At 67.7% G+C, this 19,363-nt stretch carries 22 protein-coding genes; 12 read left to right on the forward strand and 10 right to left on the reverse strand.

The features are described from left to right. Positions 1–59 precede the first annotated feature (59 nt). The 6 genes from rluB to WFQ67_RS20535 all read right to left on the reverse strand — a co-directional run bounded on the left by rluB (position 60) and on the right by WFQ67_RS20535 (position 4,722). Complete coding sequence (gene rluB / locus WFQ67_RS20510) at positions 60–1,295, reverse strand: 23S rRNA pseudouridine(2605) synthase RluB (protein WP_337058040.1); 1,236 nt, start codon at positions 1,293–1,295, stop codon at positions 60–62. A gap of 87 nt (positions 1,296–1,382) precedes the next feature. Then, the gene (locus WFQ67_RS20515) at positions 1,383–1,562 is read right to left on the reverse strand and encodes a DUF1289 domain-containing protein (protein ID WP_173177091.1); all 180 of its coding nucleotides are present in this window, start codon (positions 1,560–1,562) and stop codon (positions 1,383–1,385) included. Between the two features lie 22 nt (positions 1,563–1,584). Further along, the gene (scpB, locus tag WFQ67_RS20520) at positions 1,585–2,388 is read right to left on the reverse strand and encodes an SMC-Scp complex subunit ScpB (RefSeq protein ID WP_337058041.1); all 804 of its coding nucleotides are present in this window, start codon (positions 2,386–2,388) and stop codon (positions 1,585–1,587) included. Next, positions 2,389–3,087, reverse strand: coding sequence for a segregation and condensation protein A (locus WFQ67_RS20525; RefSeq protein ID WP_337058153.1), 699 nt, complete (start codon positions 3,085–3,087; stop codon positions 2,389–2,391). A 122-nt stretch (positions 3,088–3,209) separates the two neighbouring features. After that, positions 3,210–3,845, reverse strand: coding sequence for an L-threonylcarbamoyladenylate synthase (locus WFQ67_RS20530; RefSeq protein ID WP_173177087.1), 636 nt, complete (start codon positions 3,843–3,845; stop codon positions 3,210–3,212). Between the two features lie 13 nt (positions 3,846–3,858). Then, entirely contained in the window at positions 3,859–4,722 is an 864-nt protein-coding gene (locus WFQ67_RS20535) for a PHP domain-containing protein (RefSeq protein ID WP_337058042.1), read from the reverse strand. 66 nt (positions 4,723–4,788) lie between these two features. Between WFQ67_RS20535 and WFQ67_RS20540 the strand changes: the two genes are divergently transcribed. The 6 genes from WFQ67_RS20540 (at position 4,789) to WFQ67_RS20565 (ending at position 8,849) form a co-directional block, all read left to right on the forward strand. After that, positions 4,789–5,379, forward strand: coding sequence for a septation protein A (locus tag WFQ67_RS20540; RefSeq protein ID WP_337058043.1), 591 nt, complete (start codon positions 4,789–4,791; stop codon positions 5,377–5,379). An 8-nt stretch (positions 5,380–5,387) separates the two neighbouring features. Continuing rightward, entirely contained in the window at positions 5,388–5,684 is a 297-nt protein-coding gene (locus tag WFQ67_RS20545) for a YciI family protein (protein ID WP_173177083.1), read from the forward strand. Positions 5,685–5,723: 39 nt separating this feature from the next. Next, positions 5,724–6,155 (forward strand): hypothetical protein, encoded by a 432-nt coding sequence (locus WFQ67_RS20550; protein ID WP_337058044.1) that lies wholly within the window; start codon positions 5,724–5,726, stop codon positions 6,153–6,155. Between the two features lie 13 nt (positions 6,156–6,168). Next, positions 6,169–6,846, forward strand: coding sequence for a response regulator transcription factor (locus WFQ67_RS20555; protein ID WP_173177079.1), 678 nt, complete (start codon positions 6,169–6,171; stop codon positions 6,844–6,846). Positions 6,847–7,000: 154 nt separating this feature from the next. Then, positions 7,001–7,429 (forward strand): LTXXQ domain protein, encoded by a 429-nt coding sequence (locus WFQ67_RS20560; protein ID WP_271105302.1) that lies wholly within the window; start codon positions 7,001–7,003, stop codon positions 7,427–7,429. 79 nt (positions 7,430–7,508) lie between these two features. Then, on the forward strand, positions 7,509–8,849 hold the full coding sequence (locus tag WFQ67_RS20565; protein ID WP_337058045.1) for a sensor histidine kinase: 1,341 nt from the start codon (positions 7,509–7,511) through the stop codon (positions 8,847–8,849). Positions 8,850–8,906: 57 nt separating this feature from the next. Here WFQ67_RS20565 and WFQ67_RS20570 read toward each other — a convergent pair whose 3' ends face one another. Then, positions 8,907–9,464 (reverse strand): nitroreductase family protein, encoded by a 558-nt coding sequence (locus WFQ67_RS20570; protein WP_213628794.1) that lies wholly within the window; start codon positions 9,462–9,464, stop codon positions 8,907–8,909. 132 nt (positions 9,465–9,596) lie between these two features. On the opposite strand from WFQ67_RS20570, the gene WFQ67_RS20575 reads away from it, so the two are divergent. Further along, complete coding sequence (locus WFQ67_RS20575) at positions 9,597–11,051, forward strand: TrkH family potassium uptake protein (protein WP_213628793.1); 1,455 nt, start codon at positions 9,597–9,599, stop codon at positions 11,049–11,051. Between the two features lie 76 nt (positions 11,052–11,127). Then, positions 11,128–12,582, forward strand: a complete 1,455-nt coding sequence (locus tag WFQ67_RS20580) for a TrkH family potassium uptake protein (protein ID WP_173177068.1) — start codon at positions 11,128–11,130, stop codon at positions 12,580–12,582. 153 nt (positions 12,583–12,735) lie between these two features. Here WFQ67_RS20580 and WFQ67_RS20585 read toward each other — a convergent pair whose 3' ends face one another. Beyond that, complete coding sequence (locus WFQ67_RS20585) at positions 12,736–13,737, reverse strand: AraC family transcriptional regulator (protein WP_337058046.1); 1,002 nt, start codon at positions 13,735–13,737, stop codon at positions 12,736–12,738. Between the two features lie 138 nt (positions 13,738–13,875). On the opposite strand from WFQ67_RS20585, the gene WFQ67_RS20590 reads away from it, so the two are divergent. The 3 genes from WFQ67_RS20590 (at position 13,876) to WFQ67_RS20600 (ending at position 16,358) form a co-directional block, all read left to right on the forward strand. Further along, positions 13,876–14,193: an Mpo1-like protein gene (locus WFQ67_RS20590; RefSeq protein ID WP_173177064.1), complete on the forward strand. Its 318-nt coding sequence runs from the start codon at positions 13,876–13,878 to the stop codon at positions 14,191–14,193. A 35-nt stretch (positions 14,194–14,228) separates the two neighbouring features. Further along, a complete protein-coding gene (locus WFQ67_RS20595) occupies positions 14,229–14,816 on the forward strand; it encodes an HD domain-containing protein (RefSeq protein WP_173177061.1) in 588 nt (195 codons plus the stop codon). 153 nt (positions 14,817–14,969) lie between these two features. After that, a complete protein-coding gene (locus WFQ67_RS20600; RefSeq protein ID WP_111259502.1) occupies positions 14,970–16,358 on the forward strand; it encodes an adenylate/guanylate cyclase domain-containing protein in 1,389 nt (462 codons plus the stop codon). 225 nt (positions 16,359–16,583) lie between these two features. Here WFQ67_RS20600 and WFQ67_RS20605 read toward each other — a convergent pair whose 3' ends face one another. Continuing rightward, on the reverse strand, positions 16,584–17,621 hold the full coding sequence (locus WFQ67_RS20605) for a glycosyltransferase family 4 protein (protein WP_337058047.1): 1,038 nt from the start codon (positions 17,619–17,621) through the stop codon (positions 16,584–16,586). Further along, complete coding sequence (locus WFQ67_RS20610; protein WP_173177057.1) at positions 17,618–18,451, reverse strand: UDP-2,3-diacylglucosamine diphosphatase; 834 nt, start codon at positions 18,449–18,451, stop codon at positions 17,618–17,620. Before WFQ67_RS20610 ends, WFQ67_RS20605 begins: the two co-directional genes overlap by 4 nt. 133 nt (positions 18,452–18,584) lie before the next feature. Between WFQ67_RS20610 and WFQ67_RS20615 the strand changes: the two genes are divergently transcribed. Further along, a complete protein-coding gene (locus tag WFQ67_RS20615; protein ID WP_337058048.1) occupies positions 18,585–19,340 on the forward strand; it encodes an AraC family transcriptional regulator in 756 nt (251 codons plus the stop codon). The last annotated feature ends 23 nt before the right edge of the window (positions 19,341–19,363 follow it).

Consider the following 19,363-nt stretch of genomic DNA (forward strand, 5'->3'; position numbering starts at 1 on the left):
ACGCGAACGACACCCATGAGAAAGGGGCCATCAGGCCCCTTTTTCATTGCATCGGCGGATCAGCGCTTGCGGCCGAAACCCGGTCGCTGGCCATCGCCCGCCGACGGGTTGGTGCGCTTGTTCACCGGACGCTGCGGCTTGCGCTGCGGGCGCTCGGCCACTTCGCTCGCATCGCCCTGGGGCTTGCCACGGGGCTTCTTGGCGACATCGCGCGGGCGTTCGGCCAGCGGCGTGCTGCGGCCCTGCTCGCCACGGGCAGCCGGGCGCGGTGCCCGGGCCGGACGCTCGGCGCCTTCGCCACGCGGGCTGCGCGCCGGACGCTCGGCACCTTCACCACGCGGCGCGCGGCTCGGACGTTCGGCCCCCTCGCCACGACCACGAGCGGGACGCTCGCCACCTTCGCTGCGCGGGCCACGGGCGGGACGGTCACTGCCCTGGCGACTGCCACGGCCGCTCACCGGCTTGACCAGCTTGCGTTGCATGCGCTCGACCTTGTCCTTGTGCTTGGTGGAGACCTCCGGCAGCAGGACCGGCTTGAGGCCGACCTCGCCACTGAGGATGTCCACCTCGGCCTGGCCCATCTCGCGCCAGCGGCCCATGGTCAGGTCGGAAGTGAGGAACACCGGACCGAAGCGCACGCGCTTCAGGCGGCTGACCACCACGCCCTGGGATTCCCACAGGCGACGCACTTCGCGGTTGCGGCCCTCCATGACCACGCAGTGGTACCAGTGGTTGAAGCCTTCGCCGCCGGGCGCTTCCTGGATGTCGGTGAACTTGGCGGGGCCGTCTTCCAGCATCACGCCGTTCTTCAGGTTCTCCAGCATCTCCTCGGTGACTTCGCCGCGCACGCGCACGGCGTACTCGCGGTCCATCTCGTAGGAGGGGTGCATCAGGCGGTTGGCCAGCTCACCATCGGTGGTGAACAACAGCAGGCCGGTGGTGTTGATGTCGAGACGGCCGATATTGATCCAGCGACCGGCACGCAGGCGCGGCAGACGTTCGAAAACGGTGGGGCGGCCTTCCGGGTCGTCGCGGGTGCAGACCTCGCCGTCGGGCTTGTTGTAGATCAGCACGCGGCGGACGGCTTCGGTCTCTTCCTCGCGCTTGAGCAGGCGGCCGTCGACGCTGATGGCGTCATGACGGTCGACGCGCTGGCCAAGGGTCGCGGCCACGCCGTTGACCTTGACGCGGCCCTCGGTGATCCAGGCCTCGATATCGCGGCGCGAAGCCAGGCCGATACGGGCCAGGACCTTCTGCAGCTTTTCCCCAGCGGGGCTGTATTCGTCTTCGTTCATCTGGGCACCTCCCGGTGTAGTCGTTCAAAAAGGTCGCGCATCATACGCGGCGGGCGAACCTCAGGCTAGCTGAGTCCGCAGGGGTCGTCAGTGTTTTCGCCGGCCGGTCGCGGCCAGGGCCAGCAGGCGCATATCGGCCTCGGCCAGCACCTCGCGGCGCTCCGCCTTGCCCAGTTTCTTCCAGGCCTTGATCTCGCCACGGGTGCGCCCGCAGCCCCGGCAGACATCGTCCGCGAACTGGCAAACCTTGATGCAGGGGTCCTTCATCGTCGCGCCTCGCCTTCCGGCCTCAGTGGCGGGTCTCGTCGGAGCCATCGCCCAACAGCGCCGCGTCGCCCTCCTCCGCCTCGGCCTCCGGCTGCTCGACCTCGGGGGCGGGCAGGTCGTCGAAGTCGGTCTTCAGGCCCTGCTCCATGGTGTCCAGCTCCGCCAGCAGCGAGCGGAAGCTGGTCTCCTCGCGGGGCTCGGCGGGCTCTTCCCCGGCCAGGTCGGCACGCGCTTGCAGCCCTTCCGGAACCGGTACGTCGACATCGTCGAGGGCCAGCACCGGTTCGGGCTCCAGCTCGCGCAGGGCGGCCAGCGGCGGCAGTTCATCGAGGTTCCTGAGGTTGAAATGGTCGAGGAAGGCCTTGGTGGTGGCGAACATCGCCGGCCGGCCGGGCACGTCACGGTAGCCGACCACGCGGATCCACTCGCGCTCCATCAGTGTCTTGACGATCTGGCTGTTCACCGTCACGCCGCGGATGTCCTCGATCTCACCCCGGGTGATCGGCTGGCGGTAGGCGATCAGGGCCAGGGTCTCCAGCATGGCGCGCGAGTAGCGCTGCGGACGCTCCTCCCAGAGGCGGCCGACCCAGGGGGCGAAGCGCTCGCGCACCTGCAGCCGGTAGCCGGATGCCACCTCCTTCAGCTCGAAGGCCCGCCCCTGGCAGGAGGCGGTGAGAATCGCCAGCGCATCGCGGATCTGCGCCGGCTCCGGGCGCTCGGCTTCCTCGAACAGCTCGCCGATGCGCTCCAGCGACAGGGGTTTGCCGGAAGCCAGCAGGTAAGCCTCGAGCAGGGAGGCCAGCTCCTTGGGGTCGTTCAGGTTCATCTACTCGGCTCTTGCACGGACGTGGATGGGTGCGAAGGGCTCATTCTGCACCAGCTCCACCAGTTGTTCCTTGATCAGCTCCAGCACCGCCATGAAGGTCACCACCACGCCCAGGCGCCCTTCCTCGGCGGTGAACAGGCTGACGAACGGCAGGAAGGCGCCGCCCTTCAGGCGCTCCAGCACCTCGCTCATGCGCTCGCGGGTGGACAGCGCCTCGCGGGTCACCTGGTGGCTTTCGAACATGTCGGCGCGGCGCAGCACCTCGGCCATGGACAGCAGCAGCTCTTCCAGGCTGACGTCCGGCAGCAGCTTGCGCGCCCGCGCCTCGGGAGCCTCCAGGCGCGGCACGGTGTTGTCGCGACCGACCCGCGGCAGCATGTCGATGCCCTCGGCGGCGGCCTTGTAGCGTTCGTACTCCTGCAAGCGACGGATCAGCTCGGCGCGGGGGTCTTCCTCCTCCGCCTCGGCATCGCTGGAGCGCGGCAGCAGCATGCGCGACTTGATCTCGGCGAGCATGGCAGCCATCACCAGGTACTCGGCGGCCAGCTCCAGGCGCACGGATTTCATCAGCTCGACGTAGCCCATGTACTGGCGGGTGATCTCCGCCACGGGGATGTCGAGGATGTCGATGTTCTGCTTGCGGATCAGGTAGAGCAGCAGGTCGAGCGGCCCCTCGAAGGCTTCGAGGAACACCTCCAGGGCATCCGGCGGGATATAGAGGTCGACAGGCAGCTCGGTGACGGCCTGCCCGTAGACCAGGGCGAAGGGCAGCTCCTGCTGGGCTCCGGCCTGGCTGTCGACCTGGGGCGCAGCTTCTGCGCTCACGCCTCGGCGTCCGTCATGAAGGGCGTCGGGTCACCGCAACCGGCACGCACCAGGCGCGGCTCGCCTTCGGACAGGTCGACCACGGTGGAGGCCGCCATGCCGCCGTAGCCGCCGTCGATGATCAGGTCCACCTGGTGCTCGAGGATCTGGCGCATCTCATAGGGGTCGCTCATCGGCAACGCCTCGCCAGGCAGGGTCAGGGTTGCGCTCATCAGCGGCGCCCCCAGCTCTTCCAGCAGTGCCAGGGCGATCGGATGGTCCGGCACCCGCAGGCCGATGGTGCGGCGCTTGGGGTGCAGCAGCATGCGCGGCACCTCGCGGGTGGCGCTGAGGATGAAGGTGTAGGGGCCGGGGGTATGCGCCTTGAGCAGTCGGAACGCGGCGGTGTCGACCTTGGCGAACAGCCCCAGCTCGGAGAGGTCGCGGCAGACCAGGGTGAAGTTGTGCTTGTCGTCCAGGCGGCGCAGGCGGCGGATGCGCTCCACGCCGTTCTTCTCGCCGATTGCACAGCCGACGGCGTACGAGGAGTCGGTCGGATAGACGATCACGCCCCCCGCCCTGACGATCTCCACCGCCTGCTTGATCAGCCGCGGCTGGGGATTCTCCGGGTGGACCTGGAAAAACTGACTCACGTTATCTCCCTGCTCAGCATTCAGTTGGTCGTTGTGCATGTTGGAAACGCGCCGCCAGGGGCGACAGGTCCTCCGGTATGGGTCGGTACACGCCCAGCTCCGACCAGTCCCCAGGTGCGTGGAAATCGCTGCCGGCGCTCACCAGCATGCCGAATTCGCGGGCAAGGATGGTCAGCGTGCCCACCTGCTCCGCAGGCTGCATGCCGTTGACCACCTCGAGCGCATGGCCGCCGGCAGCGATGAAATCGGCCACCAGCTTGCGACGCTTGGTCTTAGTGAAGTCGTAATGGTAGGGATGCGCCAGGCTGATCCAGGCCCCGGCGGCGCGCAGCGTACCCACGGCCTCGGCCAGGGTCGGCCAGTGCTGCTTGACGTCGCCGAGCTTGCCCGAGCCCAGCCACTTGCGAAAGGCCTCCGCACGATCGCGCACATGCTTCTCGCGCACCAGGAACTCGGCGAAGTGCGGCCGTGCCGGCGCGTTGCCGCTGTCACCCAGCTCGCGCTGGATCGCCCGCGCGCCTTCCAGCGCACCGGGCATGCCCTTGGCCGCAAGGCGGCGGTCGATCTCCTCGGCCCGCGACCAGCGCCCCTGGTGCAGGTCGGCGATGGCCTTGCGCAACTCCGGGGCGTCCGGACGGAAGGCATAGCCGAGCACGTGAATCGTGGCGCCACCCCAGGTGCAGGACAGCTCCACGCCATCGATCAGCTCGATATCCAGCCCGGCGGCGGCACTGCGGGCCTCTTCCAGCCCCTCGAGGGTGTCGTGGTCGGTCAGCGCCAGCACCCGAACGCCCTTTTCATGGGCGCGCGCCACCAGCACGGCGGGCGCCAGGGCGCCGTCGGAGGCCGTGCTGTGACAGTGCAGATCAATGTGCATGGCGTGCGCTTTCGCTAAGGGAATGGTTTGTTATTATGCCGGCACATCCCGCTTCTGGCTGCCGCCGTGAAACAATTCATCGACTTCATCCCGCTCATCCTCTTCTTCATCGTCTACAAGCTCGAACCCCGCGCCATCGAATTCGCCGGGCACAGCCTCATGCTGGGCGGCATCTTCAGCGCCACCGCCGTACTGATCGCCGCCTCGGTGGTGGTCTACGGCGCGATCTTCCTCACCCAGCGCCGCCTGGAGAAGGGCCAGTGGCTGACCCTGGCCGCCTGCCTGGTGTTCGGCGGCCTGACCCTGGCCTTCCACAGCGAGACCTTCCTCAAGTGGAAGGCACCGGTGGTCAACTGGCTGTTCGCCCTGGGCTTCGCCGCCAGCCACTTCATCGGCGACAAGCCCCTGATCCAGCGCGTCATGGGCCATGCCGTCTCGCTGCCCCAGGCCATCTGGGTGCGCCTGAACCTGGCGTGGATCGTCTTCTTCCTGTTCTGTGGCTTCACCAACCTTTATGTCGCCTTCACCTACCAAGAGTTCTGGGTCGACTTCAAGGTCTTCGGCAGCCTGGGCATGACCCTGCTGTTCCTCATCGGCCAGGGCATCTTCCTGGCGCGTCACATGCACGATCCCGAATCCGAGAAACCTCAAGAATAAGGACCATCATGCTCTACGCGATCATCTCCTCCGACGTTGCCGACTCCCTGGAAAAACGCCAGGCCAACCGCCCCGCGCACCTCGCCCGCCTGGAGCAGCTGAAAGCCGAAGGCCGCCTGGTGCTGGCCGGTCCGCACCCGGCCGTGGACAGCAACGACCCGGGCGCCGCCGGCTTCACCGGAAGCCTGGTCGTCGCCGAGTTCGAATCCCTGGTCGCCGCGCAGTCCTGGGCCGAAGCCGATCCGTTCCGCACTTCGGGCGTCTACGCCAGCGTGATCGTCAAACCCTTCAAGCAGGTCTTCTGACAGCAGCACACCGAATCCATTCAGGAAACAGGAGTTCCGATGCGCCACGCCTCGCTGTCCCTGCTGTTCGCCCTGTCCCTCCTCGCTCCGCTGGCCCAGGCCGAAGAAGCCTTGCCGACCGTCGCCCCCAATGCGTCGGTCGAGCCCCGCCCGGTGGAGAACGTCGCCGCGCAGGAGCTCACCGTCCTGCAACAGCGCCTGGCCGAAAGCGAGCGCCAGCGCAACGAACTGGCCGCCCAACTGGCCAACGGCACCACGGCCGAGCGCGACACGGCGCTGCTCTCGCGCCTGCGCCAGGAAAACCAGCGCCTGAAGCTGCAACTCAAGGAAGCCCAGGCGAACCGCTCCCCGAGCCTGGTCAGCGATGACCAGATGTGGTTCGCCATCGGCGGCGGCGTGGCGCTGCTGTCCTTGCTGGTCGGCCTGTTCGCCCGTGGCGGGCAACGCCAGCGCCGGCAGTGGATCAACTGACGAATCGACGGCCATGAGCGAACTGCTGCTTATCGATGACGACCAGGAGCTCTGCGAGCTGCTCAACAGCTGGCTCAGCCAGGAAGGCTTCAGCGTGCGCGCCTGCCATGACGGTGTCAGCGCCCGTGCCGCCCTGGCCGCCCATGCCCCGGCGGCCGTGGTGCTCGATGTGATGCTGCCCGACGGCAGTGGCCTGGAGCTGCTCAAGCAACTGCGCAGCGACCACCCGGATCTGCCGGTACTGATGCTCTCTGCCCGAGGCGAGCCGCTGGACCGCATCCTCGGCCTGGAACTGGGTGCCGACGACTACCTGGCCAAGCCCTGCGACCCGCGCGAACTCACTGCCCGCCTGCGTGCCGTGCTGCGCCGCACCCAACCGCCCTCGCAGTCCAGCCAGCTGGAGCTGGGTGACCTCTGCTACAGCCCGGTGCGCGGCGTGGTCAACGTCGGCGAACACGAGATCAGCCTCACCGTCTCCGAAGGCCGCCTGCTCGAAGCCCTGCTGCGCCAGCCCGGCGAGCCGCTGGACAAGCAGGAACTCGCGCAACTGGCCCTGGGCCGCAAACTGACCCTCTACGACCGCAGCCTCGACATGCACGTCAGCAACCTGCGCAAGAAGCTCGGCCCACACGCCGACGGCAGGCCGCGCATCGTCGCCCTGCGCAGCCGCGGCTATTACTACAGCGCCTGAGGCAAGCTACTCGCTCCTCGCCCCGAGCCAGTCGTATCAGCGTCCTGAACGTCTCTTTACCCAAGCTTTACCCAGGCCTGACCGCCCTTGACCTTGCCCTCCCTAGACTGAGCACATCCGGCAACCAGCCGGTTCAGAGACAAGGAGATAGACCATGCGCAAGACAATCGCCGCCCTGCTGCTCGCAGCCGCCCTGCCCACCGTCGCCATGGCCATGCCCGAAGACGGCCCCGGCCCGGAGCGCGGCTTCGGCGGCCCCGGTCACGGTGGTCCCGGCCTGTTCAAGGAGCTGGACCTGAGCCGCGAACAGCGTCACCAGGTCGGCAAGCTGATGGGCGACTCCATGAGAAGCCGCCACGACATCACCCAGAAGTACCTGGACAAGCTGCCCGCCGCCGACAAGAAGGCCATGCAGGACGAGCTGAAGGCCAGCGAGGAAAAGAACCGCGCCGAGATCCGCGCGCTGCTCAAGCCCGAGCAGCAGAAGGAGTTCGACGAGCTGCAGAAGAAGATGGAGGAGCGCCGCGCCGAACGTGCCGAGTTCGAAGCCTGGAAAGCCCAGCGCGCGCAGAAAGCCCAATGACCGTGGCGGCCTGACCGCCAGCCCCAGCGCCCATCAGGCACCCGCCTGATGGGCTTTGCCGTTTCCGGAGGAGACTCGCGTGCGTTCACTGTTCTGGCGGATCCTCGCCGCCTTCTGGCTCGCCCTGGCGCTGGTCGCCGGCCTCGCCATGCTGCTGGGCCGCGCCCTCAACCAGGACGCCTGGATCCTCAGCCGCCACCCCGCCCTGCAGGGTTTGGCGGAAACCCTGGTGCAGCGCTACGAGATCGGCGGGCCGGACGAGGTGCAACGCCTGCTCGAACAGTTCAAGCGCCGCGCCCGCATCGACGTGCAGATCCTCAACGACAGCGGCCAGCCGGTGGTGCGCGGCACCTTCCCGCCCCGCGCCGCCGCCTTCGAGGCCCGCCAGCACGACGAGCGCCTGCCCTGGCGCCGCCTCACCGAGGAATATACCAGCCCGCGCAGCGGCGACTCGTTCCTGCTGATCTACCGCATCCCCTACCCCGAACTGGAAGCCTGGCACCGCGGCAGCCTGCTCTGGCCCTTCAGCGCCCTGGGCATCGCCCTGGTGGTGCTGAGCCTGTTCAGCCTGGCACTGACCCTCTACATCACCCGTCCGTTGAACCGCCTGCGCCGTGCCGTGCACGACCTCGGCAAGACCGCCTACCAGCAGGACAGCCTGGAACGCCTGTCGCGGCGCCGTGACGAACTCGGCGTGCTCGCCGGCGACTTCAACCGCATGGGCCAGCGCCTGCAGGGGCTGATCGGCAGCCAGCGCCAGCTGCTGCGTGACGTCTCCCACGAGCTGCGCTCGCCCCTGGCGCGCCTGCGCATCGCCCTGGCCCTGGCCGAACGCGCGGCCCCCCAACAGCGCGAGGCCCTGTGGCCGCGCCTGGGCCAGGAATGCGACCGGCTGGAAGCGCTGATCAGCGAGATACTCGCCCTGGCGCGCCTGGACGCCGAACCCGGCGCGACCCACCCGATCGAGCTGCGCCCGCTGCTGGCGGGCCTCGCCGACGATGCGCGCCTGCTCTACCCCGAGCAGCGCATCGAGATCCGCTGCCCCGCCGAGCTGCGCCTGGACGGCTGGCCGGACATGCTGGAGCGCGCCCTGGACAACCTCCTGCGCAACGCCCTGCGCTTCAACCCGGCCGAACAGCCGGTTGAGCTGGATGCCAGCCAGGCCGACGGCCTGTTGCGCGTGCAGGTCCGCGACCACGGCCCTGGCGTCGCACCGGAGCACCAGGCGCAATTGGGCGAACCCTTCTACCGCGCGCCGGGCCAGGCCGCAGCGGGCCATGGCCTCGGGCTGGCCATCGCCCGTCGCGCCGTCGAACGCCACGGCGGCTCGCTGGCACTGGCCAACCACCCCGGCGGTGGCTTCGTCGCCAGCATCGAACTGCCGCTGCACCCGCAAGGCCGAGTGCCCCCCAGGCAATAAAAAACCCGGCGGAGGCATCTCCAGCCGGGTTCTTCGGTCTCGCCGCCGATCAGTCGATCAGCCCCAGGCGCTCACGAAATCAGCCGGAGCCAGCTCCGGCGGGCTGCGGCGGTCGCCTTCCACACTGCCCAGGTAGAGGAAACCCACGACCTGCTCGTTGTCGGCCAGGCCCAGGCCACGGGCGACATGGCGGTCATAGCTCAGCTCGCCGGTGCGCCAGATGGCGCCCAGCCCCTGGGCATGGGCGGCCAGGAGGATGCCGTGGGCGGCGCAGCCCGCCGACAGCACCTGCTCACTTTCCGGCACCTTGTGCCCGGCGGTCAGGCGGGCGATCACCGCCACCAGCAGCGGCGCACGCAGTGGCATGCCGAGGGCCTTGTTCACCGCAGCCTCGGGTGCCTGCGGGTCCCTGGCCTTTACCGCCTCGGCGAACAGCTCGCCCAACCGGTTGCGTGCCTCGCCCTCGATGGTGAGGAAGCGCCAGGGCCGCAGGTAGCCATGATCCGGGGCGCGCAGGGCGGCGCGGAACAGCACCTCGCGTTGCGCCGCATCGGGCGCCGGCTCCACCAGGCGAGACAGGGATACGCGGTTGAGCAGAGCGTCGAGAGCCTCCATCGGGCCACCTCCAGGTTCGAGTGAAGCGGCATTCTAGCCGAAGTTGCGAAGCATTCCGGATATACGACATCGCTTTACAGTCCCATGCACCTGCGTAGAATCTCGCTCCTCGTCCACCGGGCCAGACTTGCCATGGCGCTGCCGACCCTCCGCATCATCGCCTTCATCATCGGCATCTTTCTCATCACCCTGTCCGCCAGCATGGTCATTCCCATGCTGGCGCTGCTGGTGTTCGAGCGCACCGACGACCTCAGCGCCTTCACCTGGTCGAGCTTGATCACCTTCGCCTCCGGCATCGCCCTGGTGGCCCAGGGGCGGCCCGAGCACTCGCACATGCGCCCCCGCGACATGTACCTGCTGACCACGGCGAGCTGGGTGGTCGTGTGCTGCTTCGCGGCACTGCCGATGGTGTTCATCCAGCACATCAGCTACACCGACGCCTTCTTCGAAACCATGTCCGGCATCACCACCACCGGCTCGACCGTCCTCACCGGGCTGGACTCCGCCTCGCCCGGCCTGTTGCTGTGGCGCTCGATGCTGCACTGGCTGGGGGGCATCGGCTTCATCGGCATGGCCGTGGCGATCCTGCCGCTGCTGCGTATCGGCGGCATGCGCCTGTTCCAGACGGAGTCCTCCGACTGGGGTGAGAAGGTCATGCCGCGTTCGCACATGGCGGCCAAGTACATCCTCCTCGTCTACATCGGCCTCACCGCCCTTGGCACCCTGGCCTTCTGGCTGGCCGGCATGACCCCTTTCGAAGCGCTCAACCATGCCGCTTCCCTGATCTCGACCGGCGGTTTCTCCACCTCCGACAGCTCCATCGCGCACTGGCCGCAGCCAGCGGTGCACTGGGTCGCCGTGGCAGTGATGATCCTCGGCAGCCTTCCCTTCACCCTGTATGTCGCCAGCCTGCGCGGAAATCGCAAGGCCCTGGTCCGCGACCATCAGGTAAGGGGCTTCCTGTTCTTCCTGGTGGTCACCTGGCTGCTGTTCGGCACCTGGTACTGGGCCAACTCCAGCAACAGCTGGCTCGACGCCGTCCGCATCGTCGCCGTCAACGTCACCTCGGTGGTCACGACCACCGGTATCGCCCTGGGCGACTACACGCTGTGGGGCAGCTTCTCGGTGATGCTCTTCTTCTACCTGACCTTCGTCGGCGGCTGCTCCGGCTCCACCGCCGGCGGCCTGAAGATATTCCGCTTCCAGGTCGCCCTGGTCATGCTCAAGGCCAACCTGCAGCAACTGGTGCACCCCCGGGCGGTGATCCGGCAGAAGTACAACGGGCACAACATCGACGAGGAAATCGTGCGCTCGTTGATCACCTTCTCCTTCTTCTTCACCGTGACCATCGGCGTCATCGCCCTGGGCCTGTGCCTGATCGGCCTCGACTGGACCACCGCCATCACGGGCGCCGCCACCGCGGTCTGCAACGTCGGCCCCGGGCTGGGACCGACCATCGGCCCGGTCGGCAACTTCTCCAGCCTGCCGGATGCGGCGAAATGGCTGCTGACCTTCGGCATGCTCCTCGGCCGCCTGGAGATCCTCACCGTCCTGGTGCTCTTCACCCGTGCCTTCTGGAAGCACTGACCCCCGGAGGCGGTGAGCATGGACAGGTCGCCCAGCCCGGATAGAATGGCGACCTCGACAACTCAGAGCTCGACCCATGGCATTGCCGACCCTGCGCATCATCGGCTTCATCATCGGCATATTCCTGATCACCCTGGCCGTGAGCATGGCCATCCCCGTGCTGACGCTGTTCATCTTCGAACGCACCCAGGACATCCACTCCTTCGTCTGGTCGAGCCTGATCACCTTCCTCGCCGGCCTGGCGCTGGTCATCCCCGGGCGCCCCGAGCACGTGCACCTGCGCCCGCGCGACATGTACCTGCTCACCGTCTCCAGCTGGGTGGTGGTGGCGATCTTCGCCGCGCTGCCGTTCCTCTTCACCCAGCACATCAGTTACACCGACGCCTTCTTCGAGAGCATGTCGGGCGTCACCGCCACCGGCGCCACCGTGCTCAGCGGGCTGGACACCATGTCGCCCGGCATCCTCATCTGGCGCTCGCTGCTGCACTGGCTGGGGGGCATCGGCTTCATCGGCATGGCCGTGGCGATCCTGCCGCTGCTGCGCATCGGCGGCATGCGCCTGTTCCAGACGGAATCCTCCGACCGCTCCGACAAGGTCATGCCGCGCTCGCACATGGTGGCCAAGTTCATCGTCCTGGTTTACGTCAGCTTCACCCTGCTCGGCACCCTGGGTTTCTGGCTGGCCGGCATGAGCCCCTTCGACGCGGTCAACCACGCCATGTCGGCGATTTCCACCGGGGGCTTCTCCACCTCCGACCAGTCCCTGGCCAAATGGCACCAGCCGGCCGTGCACTGGGTCGCGGTGGTGGTGATGATCCTCGGCAGCCTGCCCTTCGCCCTCTACGTCTCCACCCTGCGCGGGCACCGCAAGGCGCTGATCAAGGACCACCAGGTACGCGGCTTCCTCGGCCTGCTGCTCGCGACCTGGCTGGTGCTGGGCACCTGGTACTGGCTGACCACCGACCTGCCCTGGACCGAGGCGCTGCGCCACGTCGCGGTCAACACCACCTCGATCCTCACCACCACCGGCTTCGCCCTGGGCGACTACAGCCTGTGGGGCAACTTCTCGCTGATGCTGTTCTTCTACCTGGGCTTCATCGGCGGCTGCTCCGGGTCCACCGCCGGTGGCATCAAGATCTTCCGCTTCCAGGTCGCCTACATCCTGCTCAAGGCCAACCTCTACCAGCTGATCCACCCCCGCGCGGTGATCAAGCAGAAGTACAACGGCCACCGCCTCGACGAAGAGATCGTCCGCTCGATCCTCACCTTTTCCTTCTTCTTCACCATCACCATCTGCGTCATGGCCCTGGGCCTGTCGCTGATGGGGGTGGACTGGATCACCGCACTCACCGGCGCCGCCAGCACCGTCTCCGGCGTGGGGCCGGGCCTGGGCGAGGTGATCGGGCCGGCGGGCAACTTCTCCAGCCTGCCGGACGGCGCCAAGTGGCTGCTCTCCCTCGGCATGCTGCTGGGCCGCCTGGAGATCATCACCGTGCTGGTGATCTGCACGCCGTATTTCTGGCGGCATTGAGGCGGCGTCGCGCACAGGCACCTGCGTGCCGCGTCACCCTCGCGAACGCGCAGCTCCACTAAACAGGGGTGGCGCCTGGCCTCCCCCAGCCGCGCTGGGCGAGCCGGGCGACTGAAGTCGCCCCTACATCCCCCTACAGACTCCGGGAGGCGATTACAGGCGCGCGCGGTACTCGCCCGGCGTGGCGTCGAACCAGCGGCGGAAGGCGCGGAAGAAGTTGCTCGGGTCGGCGAAGCCCAGCAGGTAGGCAATCTCCAGCAACGTCAGGTTGGGCTGTGCCAGGTACTGCTCGGCGAGCTCGCGACGGGTGTCGTCCAGCAGTTGCTGAAAGCTGGTGCCCTCTTCCTGCAGGCGGCGCTGCAGGGTGCGCTGGGACAGGTGCAGGGTGCTGGCCACCACCTCGCGCTTGGGTTCGCCCTGGGGCAACAGACGGCACAGAACCTGGCGCGCCTGGTGGGTCACGCGGCTGCCGGAGAAACGCGCCAGGTACTCGCCAGCGAAGCGGTCGTGCAGCTGCGCCAGGGACTCGTTGGCCGTGGGCAGCGGCGTCTCCATGTCGGCGCGGTCGAACAGCAGCGCATAGTGCTCGGCATTGAACCGCAGCGGCGCCTGGAACACCTGGCGATAGGGCTCCAGGTCCGCAGGCGGCGGGCCCTGGAAGCGGATTTCCAGCGGGTTGATCGGCCGCCCCGTCATCCAGCGGCAGAAGGCCAGGGAATAGGCCATGGACGCCTCGGCGCTCTGCCGCGCCGGCGGCAGGCGGTCGCCATGGATCGCCAGGATCAGCGCATAGCCGTCTGGGGTGGCGCGAAAGCTCAGGTCCGCGCCCTCGGCGATGATCCGCTGGTAGCGCACCAGGCGGGCGAAACCCTCCTTGAGGGTGCGGCTGGACATCAGCGCATAACCCACCACGTGGAAGGACGCCGGCCTCACCACCTTGGCCATGTTCAGGCCAATGGCCGGGTTGCCCGACAGCTCCACCGCGCGCAACCACAGGCGGGTCATGCCGTCCTGGGGGAAACGGGCATCGGGATCGTTCAGGGCGGCGTAGTCGAGCCCCAGTTCGGGAAACAGGTTGCGGCAGTCGACGCCGCCCATTTCCAGCGCCTGGACGATCCCCAGGGCCCAGCTCGATGACGTGGTACGTTCGCTCATGGCGCCTTCTTGTTCTGTCAGACGGAGACCACAGGACAGGGTCTGGCGACGAAGGATACTAAACTGGCACCTAATGTCACTGGTCTGGAAAGGTACCAGTCCTACACTCTCTTCCTACAAGAAAGAGGAGACATCCCCATGAGCACCGCGCCCGCCGAGCGTTTCAGCAGCTTCGCCGAGTTCTACCCCTATTACCTCCAGGAACACAGCAACGACGTATGCCGCCGCCTGCACTACGTCGGCAGCCTGCTGGTCCTGAGCATCCTCGCCTACGCCCTGGTCACCCAGCAGTGGCTGTGGCTGCTGGCCCTGCCCGTTGCCGGCTATGGCTTCGCCTGGGTCGGCCACTTCGTGTTCGAGAAGAACCGCCCCGCCACCTTCAAGTACCCGCTCTACAGCCTGATGGGCGACTGGGTGATGCTGAAGGACGCCTTCACCGGCCGCATCCGCTTCTAGCAAGCCCCCGAAAACAACAACAAGAGAGGCCCCTGATGAATGCCCACGCCCGCTTCACCCACATGGAAGACGGTACCGCCGAGGACTGGAGCATCATCGCCCAGGACTTCGCCCGCTATGCCGCCCAGCTCCCGGACCGCATCCTCACCCACCTCAGGCTGCTGGATGGCGACTTCGGCGGCTTCCCGGTCGACCGCCTGACCCACTCGCTGCAGACCGCCACCCTCGCCCACCGCGACGGCCAGGACGAGGAATACGTGGTCTGCGCCCTGCTCCACGACATCGGCGACACCCTCGGCTCCTTCAACCACGCCGACATCGCCGCGGCGATGCTCAAGCCCTTCGTCAGCCCCGAGAACCACTGGATGGTGGAGAAGCACGCGATCTTCCAGGGCTACTACTTCTTCCATCACCTGGGCCTGGATCGCCACCTGCGCGAGCAGTTCAAGGACCACCCGCAATACCGCCAGACCATCGAGTTCTGTGCACGCTACGACGCCGCCGCTTTCGACCCCGAGGCCGAGCACCTGCCCCTGGAATACTTCGAGCCCATGCTGCGCCGCGTCTTCGCCCAACCCCGGCAGTCGATCTACAAGGCCGTGATGGAGCGCAACGCGAGCTGAACGTCGAGGCCGTGCCACCGTTCGGCGGCCATGCTTGGCCGCCGTAGTGGCACTTGGTTATGATCCCGCACCCGCCAGGCATTGGCTCAGGTCTTGCAGACCATCGGACGCCCGTACGTCGCGTCAGAAAATCATCAGGGATCGTTCGTTTACATGAAGTCAGCCAATCTAGACCGGCTCAGCAGTCTTCCGACCCCGCCGCTTCGCGAGTATTACTCCCGCGTACTGGCGTATATCGCCACGGCCGCCAGCATCGCCGCCGGCAGCTACATCCAGTACTTCTCCTACGACGTGCTGTGGATGGTCCCCTACGCCCTGCTCTATCCGCACCTGGCCCATCACCTGAGCCTGCGCTTCAAGCGTGACCACCCCGAGCGCACCCACCTGATCCTGCTGTTCATCGACGCCCTGCACGCCGGCGCCGGCGCGGCCCTGCTCGGTTTCTCGGTGGTGCCGAGCCTGATGTTCATGCTCACCCTCTCGTTCAGCGCACTGATCATCGGTGGCCTGCGCCAGCTGGGCCTGGCGATCCTCGTGGCCGCCAGCGCCACGGTGCTGACCACGGTGGTCGCGCACCCGGACCTGAAGCTCGCGACCCCGGCCCTGGTGTCCTTCGTCAGCATCTGCTTCACCACGCTCTACGTCTGCATCACCGCCTTCTTCGTGCACCAGCAGGGCCTGCGCCTGGCGCTGGCGCGCAGCGAGATCAAGCTGGAGCAGGAAAAGGCCGCGCGCCTGGCCCGCAACCTCGCCAAATACCTGTCGCCGCAGGTCTGGGAAATGATCTTCAGCGGCAAGCGCCACGTGCGCCTGGAGACCCAGCGCAAGAAGCTCACCGTGTTCTTCTCCGACATCAAGGGCTTCACCGAGCTGTCCGAGGAGCTGGAGGCCGAGGCCCTGACCGACCTGCTCAACAACTACCTCAACGAGATGTCGAAGATCGCCCTGAAATACGGCGGCACCATCGACAAGTTCGTCGGCGACTGCGTGATGGTGTTCTTCGGCGACCCCTCCACCCAGGGCGCCAAGAAGGACGCCGTGGCCGCCGTATCCATGGCCATCGCCATGCGCAAGCACATGAAGGTGCTGCGCCAGCAGTGGCGCGCCCAGGGCATCACCAAGCCCCTGGAAATCCGCATGGGCCTGAACACCGGCTATTGCACGGTGGGCAACTTCGGCGCCGACACGCGCATGGACTACACCATCATCGGCCGCGACGTGAACCTCGCCAGCCGCCTGGAAAGCGCCTCCGAGGCCGGCGAGATCCTCATCTCCCACGAGACCTACTCGCTGATCAAGGACGTGATCATGTGCCGCGACAAGGGCCAGATCACCGTCAAGGGCTTCGCCCGCCCCGTGCAGATCTACCAGGTGGTGGACTTCCGCCGCGACCTGGGCGCCACCTCCAGCTACGTCGAGCACGAATTGCCGGGCTTCTCCATGTACCTGGACACCAACGGCATCCAGAACTACGACAAGGAAAAGGTCATCCAGGCGCTGCAACTGGCTGCCGAGAAACTGCGCGACAAGGTCATTCTCTGACCGAATGGGTCACAGCAAGGCCGCCCTCGGGCGGCCTTTTTCATGGGCGCGGTGCAGGCATCAGGCACCGCGAGGACAGTGGCGCCGCGCTCACGAAGCGCTTCGGTGCGCACGTCGCCTCCCACGACGAAGCTTCGTGCTGTTCGTAGGATGGGTAGAGCGGAGCGAAACCCATCAATGCGGAGTGCCGAACAGCGCGGCTACGCGGATACATGGCTGCGTGCCCTACGACAACGCCCCTTCCCCCACCGCCTCACCGCACAACTCGCCATCCAGCAGCGGCTGGCGTGCCAGGAACTCCTGGGCGGAAGCCCGCCAGGACAGGCGCGCGGCCCGTTCGGCGCAGGTGGCGCGGTCCAGCTCCAGGGCGCGCAGGCAGGCCCCCTGCAGGTCCTCGTCCATCACCCCGGTGACATCCGCTTCCAGCACGTCCAGCGGCCCCGGCACCGGCAAGGCGGCCACCGGCGTACCGCAGGCCAGGGCCTCCAGCATCACCAGCCCGTAGGTGTCGGTACGCGAGGGGAAGACCAGCACGCTGGCGCCGGCATAGGCCCCGGCCAGCGCCTCGCCGTGGCGGTAGCCGAGGAAGCGTGCATCGGGGTAGTCCGCTTCCAGTTCAGCCCGCTGCGGCCCATCGCCCACCAGCCATTTCTCGCCGGGCAGTTCCAGGTCGAGGAAGGCCCGCAGGTTTTTCTCCGGGGCGATGCGGCCGACGTAGAGGAACACCGGCTTCAGCGGCCGGGGCTGCTGCGGGCGCGGGTGGAACAGGCGGGTGTCCACGCCCTTGCGCCACAGCGACAGGTGCCCCAGCCCCCGCCCGGCCAGCTCGCCACGCAGGCGCTCGGTGGTCACCAGCACCGTCTGGCTGGGGCGATGGAAGGCGCGCAGCACGGCGTAGCCCAACTCCAGCGGCACGCCCGGCCAGCGGGTGTGCACGTATTCGGGAAAGCGCGTGTGCACGGCGCTGGAGAAGGCCAGGCCACGGCGCATCAGCCAGCGCCGCGCGGCCCAGCCCAGCGGCCCCTCGGTGGCGAGGTGCACGCAATCCGGGCGGAAATCGCGGATCGCCGGACCGACGCGCCAGAGGTCCCACACCAGCGGGATCTCCGGGTAGGTCGGGCAGGGCCGCGAGCGGAAGTCGCGGGGCGACAGCAGCTTGACCAGGTGGCCGAGCCCACGCAGTTCGGCCACCAGGGCCTGCAGGCTGGTCACCACGCCGTTGACCTGGGGCGCCCAGGCATCGCTGACGATGAGGATCCTCATGCAGCCGGCTCGAGGGCGGGCTGCCGGGTCTCGGCGGCGAGGCGCGCCTGGTCGTCGGCGAGGCGGTAGAGCTCGATGGTGCCGTCCCAGTGTTCGATCAGCGCGGTGCAGGACTCGACCCAGTCACCGCAGTTCATGTACTCGACACCGCCCACCTGGCGGATCTCGGCGTGGTGGATGTGGCCGCAGACGGCGCCATCCAGCCCGCGCTTGACGCACTCGTGGGCGATGGACTCCTCGAAGTCACTGATGAAGTTCACCGCCGTCTTGACCTTGTGCTTGAGAAAGGCCGACAGCGACCAGTAGCCGTAGCCCCAGCGCTCGCGCCAGTGGTTGAGCCAGCGGTTGAGGGTCAGGGTGAACTCGTAGGCCGAGTCGCCGAGGAAGGCCAGCCACTTGTGGTAGCGGGTGATGACGTCGAACTGGTCGCCGTGGATCACCAGCAGGCGGCGACCGTCGGCGGTCTCGTGGATCGCCTCGTCCACGAGCTGGATGTTGCCGAGCAGCAGGCTGGAGTAGCGACGCAGGAATTCGTCGTGGTTGCCGGTGACGTAGATCACCTCGGTGCCACGCTTGCTCATGGTCAGCAGGCGGCGGATCACGTTGGTGTGCGCCTGGGGCCAGTAGATGCCGCTGCGCAGCTTCCAGCCGTCGATGATGTCGCCCACCAGGTAGATGCGGTCGGCGTGGTGGCGCTTGAGGAAACGCGCCAGGTGCTCGGCCTGGCAGTCGCGGGTGCCGAGGTGAACGTCTGATATCCACAGAGTGCGGACGCGTTGCTTGCGGGGACGAGCCGGGTCGACCGGCTCCAGGCGTTGAACGCTGCTCATGGGCGGCCTCCAGCTGGGTTTTTCCGATCTTGCGCAGGCCCGGTGAAGTGCAGGTGACGGTTAGCTTGCAGAACGATGACACTGCCGGCGCCCGCGCCACGGAGTAGACTGGCGGCCTGCCGAGGACCACCCCATGAACCCGATGCTGACGCTGCGCCGCTACAACCACGACCTGCTCGCCCACAGCCACGACCACGCCCAGCTGGTGTTCGGCCTGACCGGCAGCCTGGAGTTCGAGGTGGGCGGCATCGGCGCGCGGGTCGAACGGCAGAACCTCGCCGTGGTCCCGCCGGGTGAGCACCATGCCTGCGGCAGCCCGCGCGGCAGCCTGTGCCTGGTGCTGGACGTGCCCGACGACACCTGGCTGCAACGCACGCTCGGCGGGCATTTCGATGCCAGCCGGCGCCTGCTGGAGACGCCCGGTGCGCTGCAGCTCAATCCCGCCCAGAGCCAGTTGGTGGGCTGGCTCGCCGCCAGCCCGATCGACGACCCGGTGATCGCCACCCAGGGCGTCGGCCTGCTGCTCGCCAGCCTGGTGGCACCGGGCAGCGAAGCCGCGACGGAACCTGGCGAACTGCCCCTGGCGGCGCTGGACGCCCACATCGACCAGCACGCCGCCCGCCCCTTGCAGGTGGCTGACCTCGCGCGGCTCTGCGGCCTTTCCGTGGCGCGCTTCCACAGCCGCTTCCTCGCCGCCACCGGACAGACGCCCATGGACTACCTGCGTACCCGGCGCCTGCTCCAGGGCCGTCGCCTGCTGCTCGAAAGCGCCCTGAGCGTGGCCGAGGTCGCCGCCCGCGTGGGCTATGCCTCGCAGAGCGCCTTCACCGCCGCGCTGTCGCGCGAGTTCGGCGTGACGCCGCGCTCGCTGCGTCGCACGCGCGACTGACGCGAGTGTCGCGACGAAACACG

The sequence above is a fragment of the Pseudomonas sp. USHLN015 genome (genome assembly GCF_037153275.1).
GTDB classification, from domain to species: domain Bacteria; phylum Pseudomonadota; class Gammaproteobacteria; order Pseudomonadales; family Pseudomonadaceae; genus Metapseudomonas; species Metapseudomonas tohonis.

Bases quoted from the DNA above. Each gene is read 5' to 3' on its own strand.
- rluB (WP_337058040.1), bottom strand. From the start codon at position 1,295: ATGAACGAAGACGAATACAGCCCCGCTGGGGAAAAGCTGCAGAAGGTC.
- WFQ67_RS20515 (WP_173177091.1), bottom strand. From the start codon at position 1,562: ATGAAGGACCCCTGCATCAAGGTTTGCCAGTTCGCGGACGATGTCTGC.
- scpB (WP_337058041.1), bottom strand. From the start codon at position 2,388: ATGAACCTGAACGACCCCAAGGAGCTGGCCTCCCTGCTCGAGGCTTAC.
- WFQ67_RS20535 (WP_337058042.1), bottom strand. From the start codon at position 4,722: ATGCACATTGATCTGCACTGTCACAGCACGGCCTCCGACGGCGCCCTG.
- WFQ67_RS20545 (WP_173177083.1), top strand. From the start codon at position 5,388: ATGCTCTACGCGATCATCTCCTCCGACGTTGCCGACTCCCTGGAAAAA.
- WFQ67_RS20550 (WP_337058044.1), top strand. From the start codon at position 5,724: ATGCGCCACGCCTCGCTGTCCCTGCTGTTCGCCCTGTCCCTCCTCGCT.
- WFQ67_RS20555 (WP_173177079.1), top strand. From the start codon at position 6,169: ATGAGCGAACTGCTGCTTATCGATGACGACCAGGAGCTCTGCGAGCTG.
- WFQ67_RS20560 (WP_271105302.1), top strand. From the start codon at position 7,001: ATGCGCAAGACAATCGCCGCCCTGCTGCTCGCAGCCGCCCTGCCCACC.
- WFQ67_RS20570 (WP_213628794.1), bottom strand. From the start codon at position 9,464: ATGGAGGCTCTCGACGCTCTGCTCAACCGCGTATCCCTGTCTCGCCTG.
- WFQ67_RS20575 (WP_213628793.1), top strand. From the start codon at position 9,597: ATGGCGCTGCCGACCCTCCGCATCATCGCCTTCATCATCGGCATCTTT.
- WFQ67_RS20580 (WP_173177068.1), top strand. From the start codon at position 11,128: ATGGCATTGCCGACCCTGCGCATCATCGGCTTCATCATCGGCATATTC.
- WFQ67_RS20585 (WP_337058046.1), bottom strand. From the start codon at position 13,737: ATGAGCGAACGTACCACGTCATCGAGCTGGGCCCTGGGGATCGTCCAG.
- WFQ67_RS20590 (WP_173177064.1), top strand. From the start codon at position 13,876: ATGAGCACCGCGCCCGCCGAGCGTTTCAGCAGCTTCGCCGAGTTCTAC.
- WFQ67_RS20595 (WP_173177061.1), top strand. From the start codon at position 14,229: ATGAATGCCCACGCCCGCTTCACCCACATGGAAGACGGTACCGCCGAG.
- WFQ67_RS20600 (WP_111259502.1), top strand. From the start codon at position 14,970: ATGAAGTCAGCCAATCTAGACCGGCTCAGCAGTCTTCCGACCCCGCCG.
- WFQ67_RS20605 (WP_337058047.1), bottom strand. From the start codon at position 17,621: ATGAGGATCCTCATCGTCAGCGATGCCTGGGCGCCCCAGGTCAACGGC.
- WFQ67_RS20610 (WP_173177057.1), bottom strand. From the start codon at position 18,451: ATGAGCAGCGTTCAACGCCTGGAGCCGGTCGACCCGGCTCGTCCCCGC.
- WFQ67_RS20615 (WP_337058048.1), top strand. From the start codon at position 18,585: ATGAACCCGATGCTGACGCTGCGCCGCTACAACCACGACCTGCTCGCC.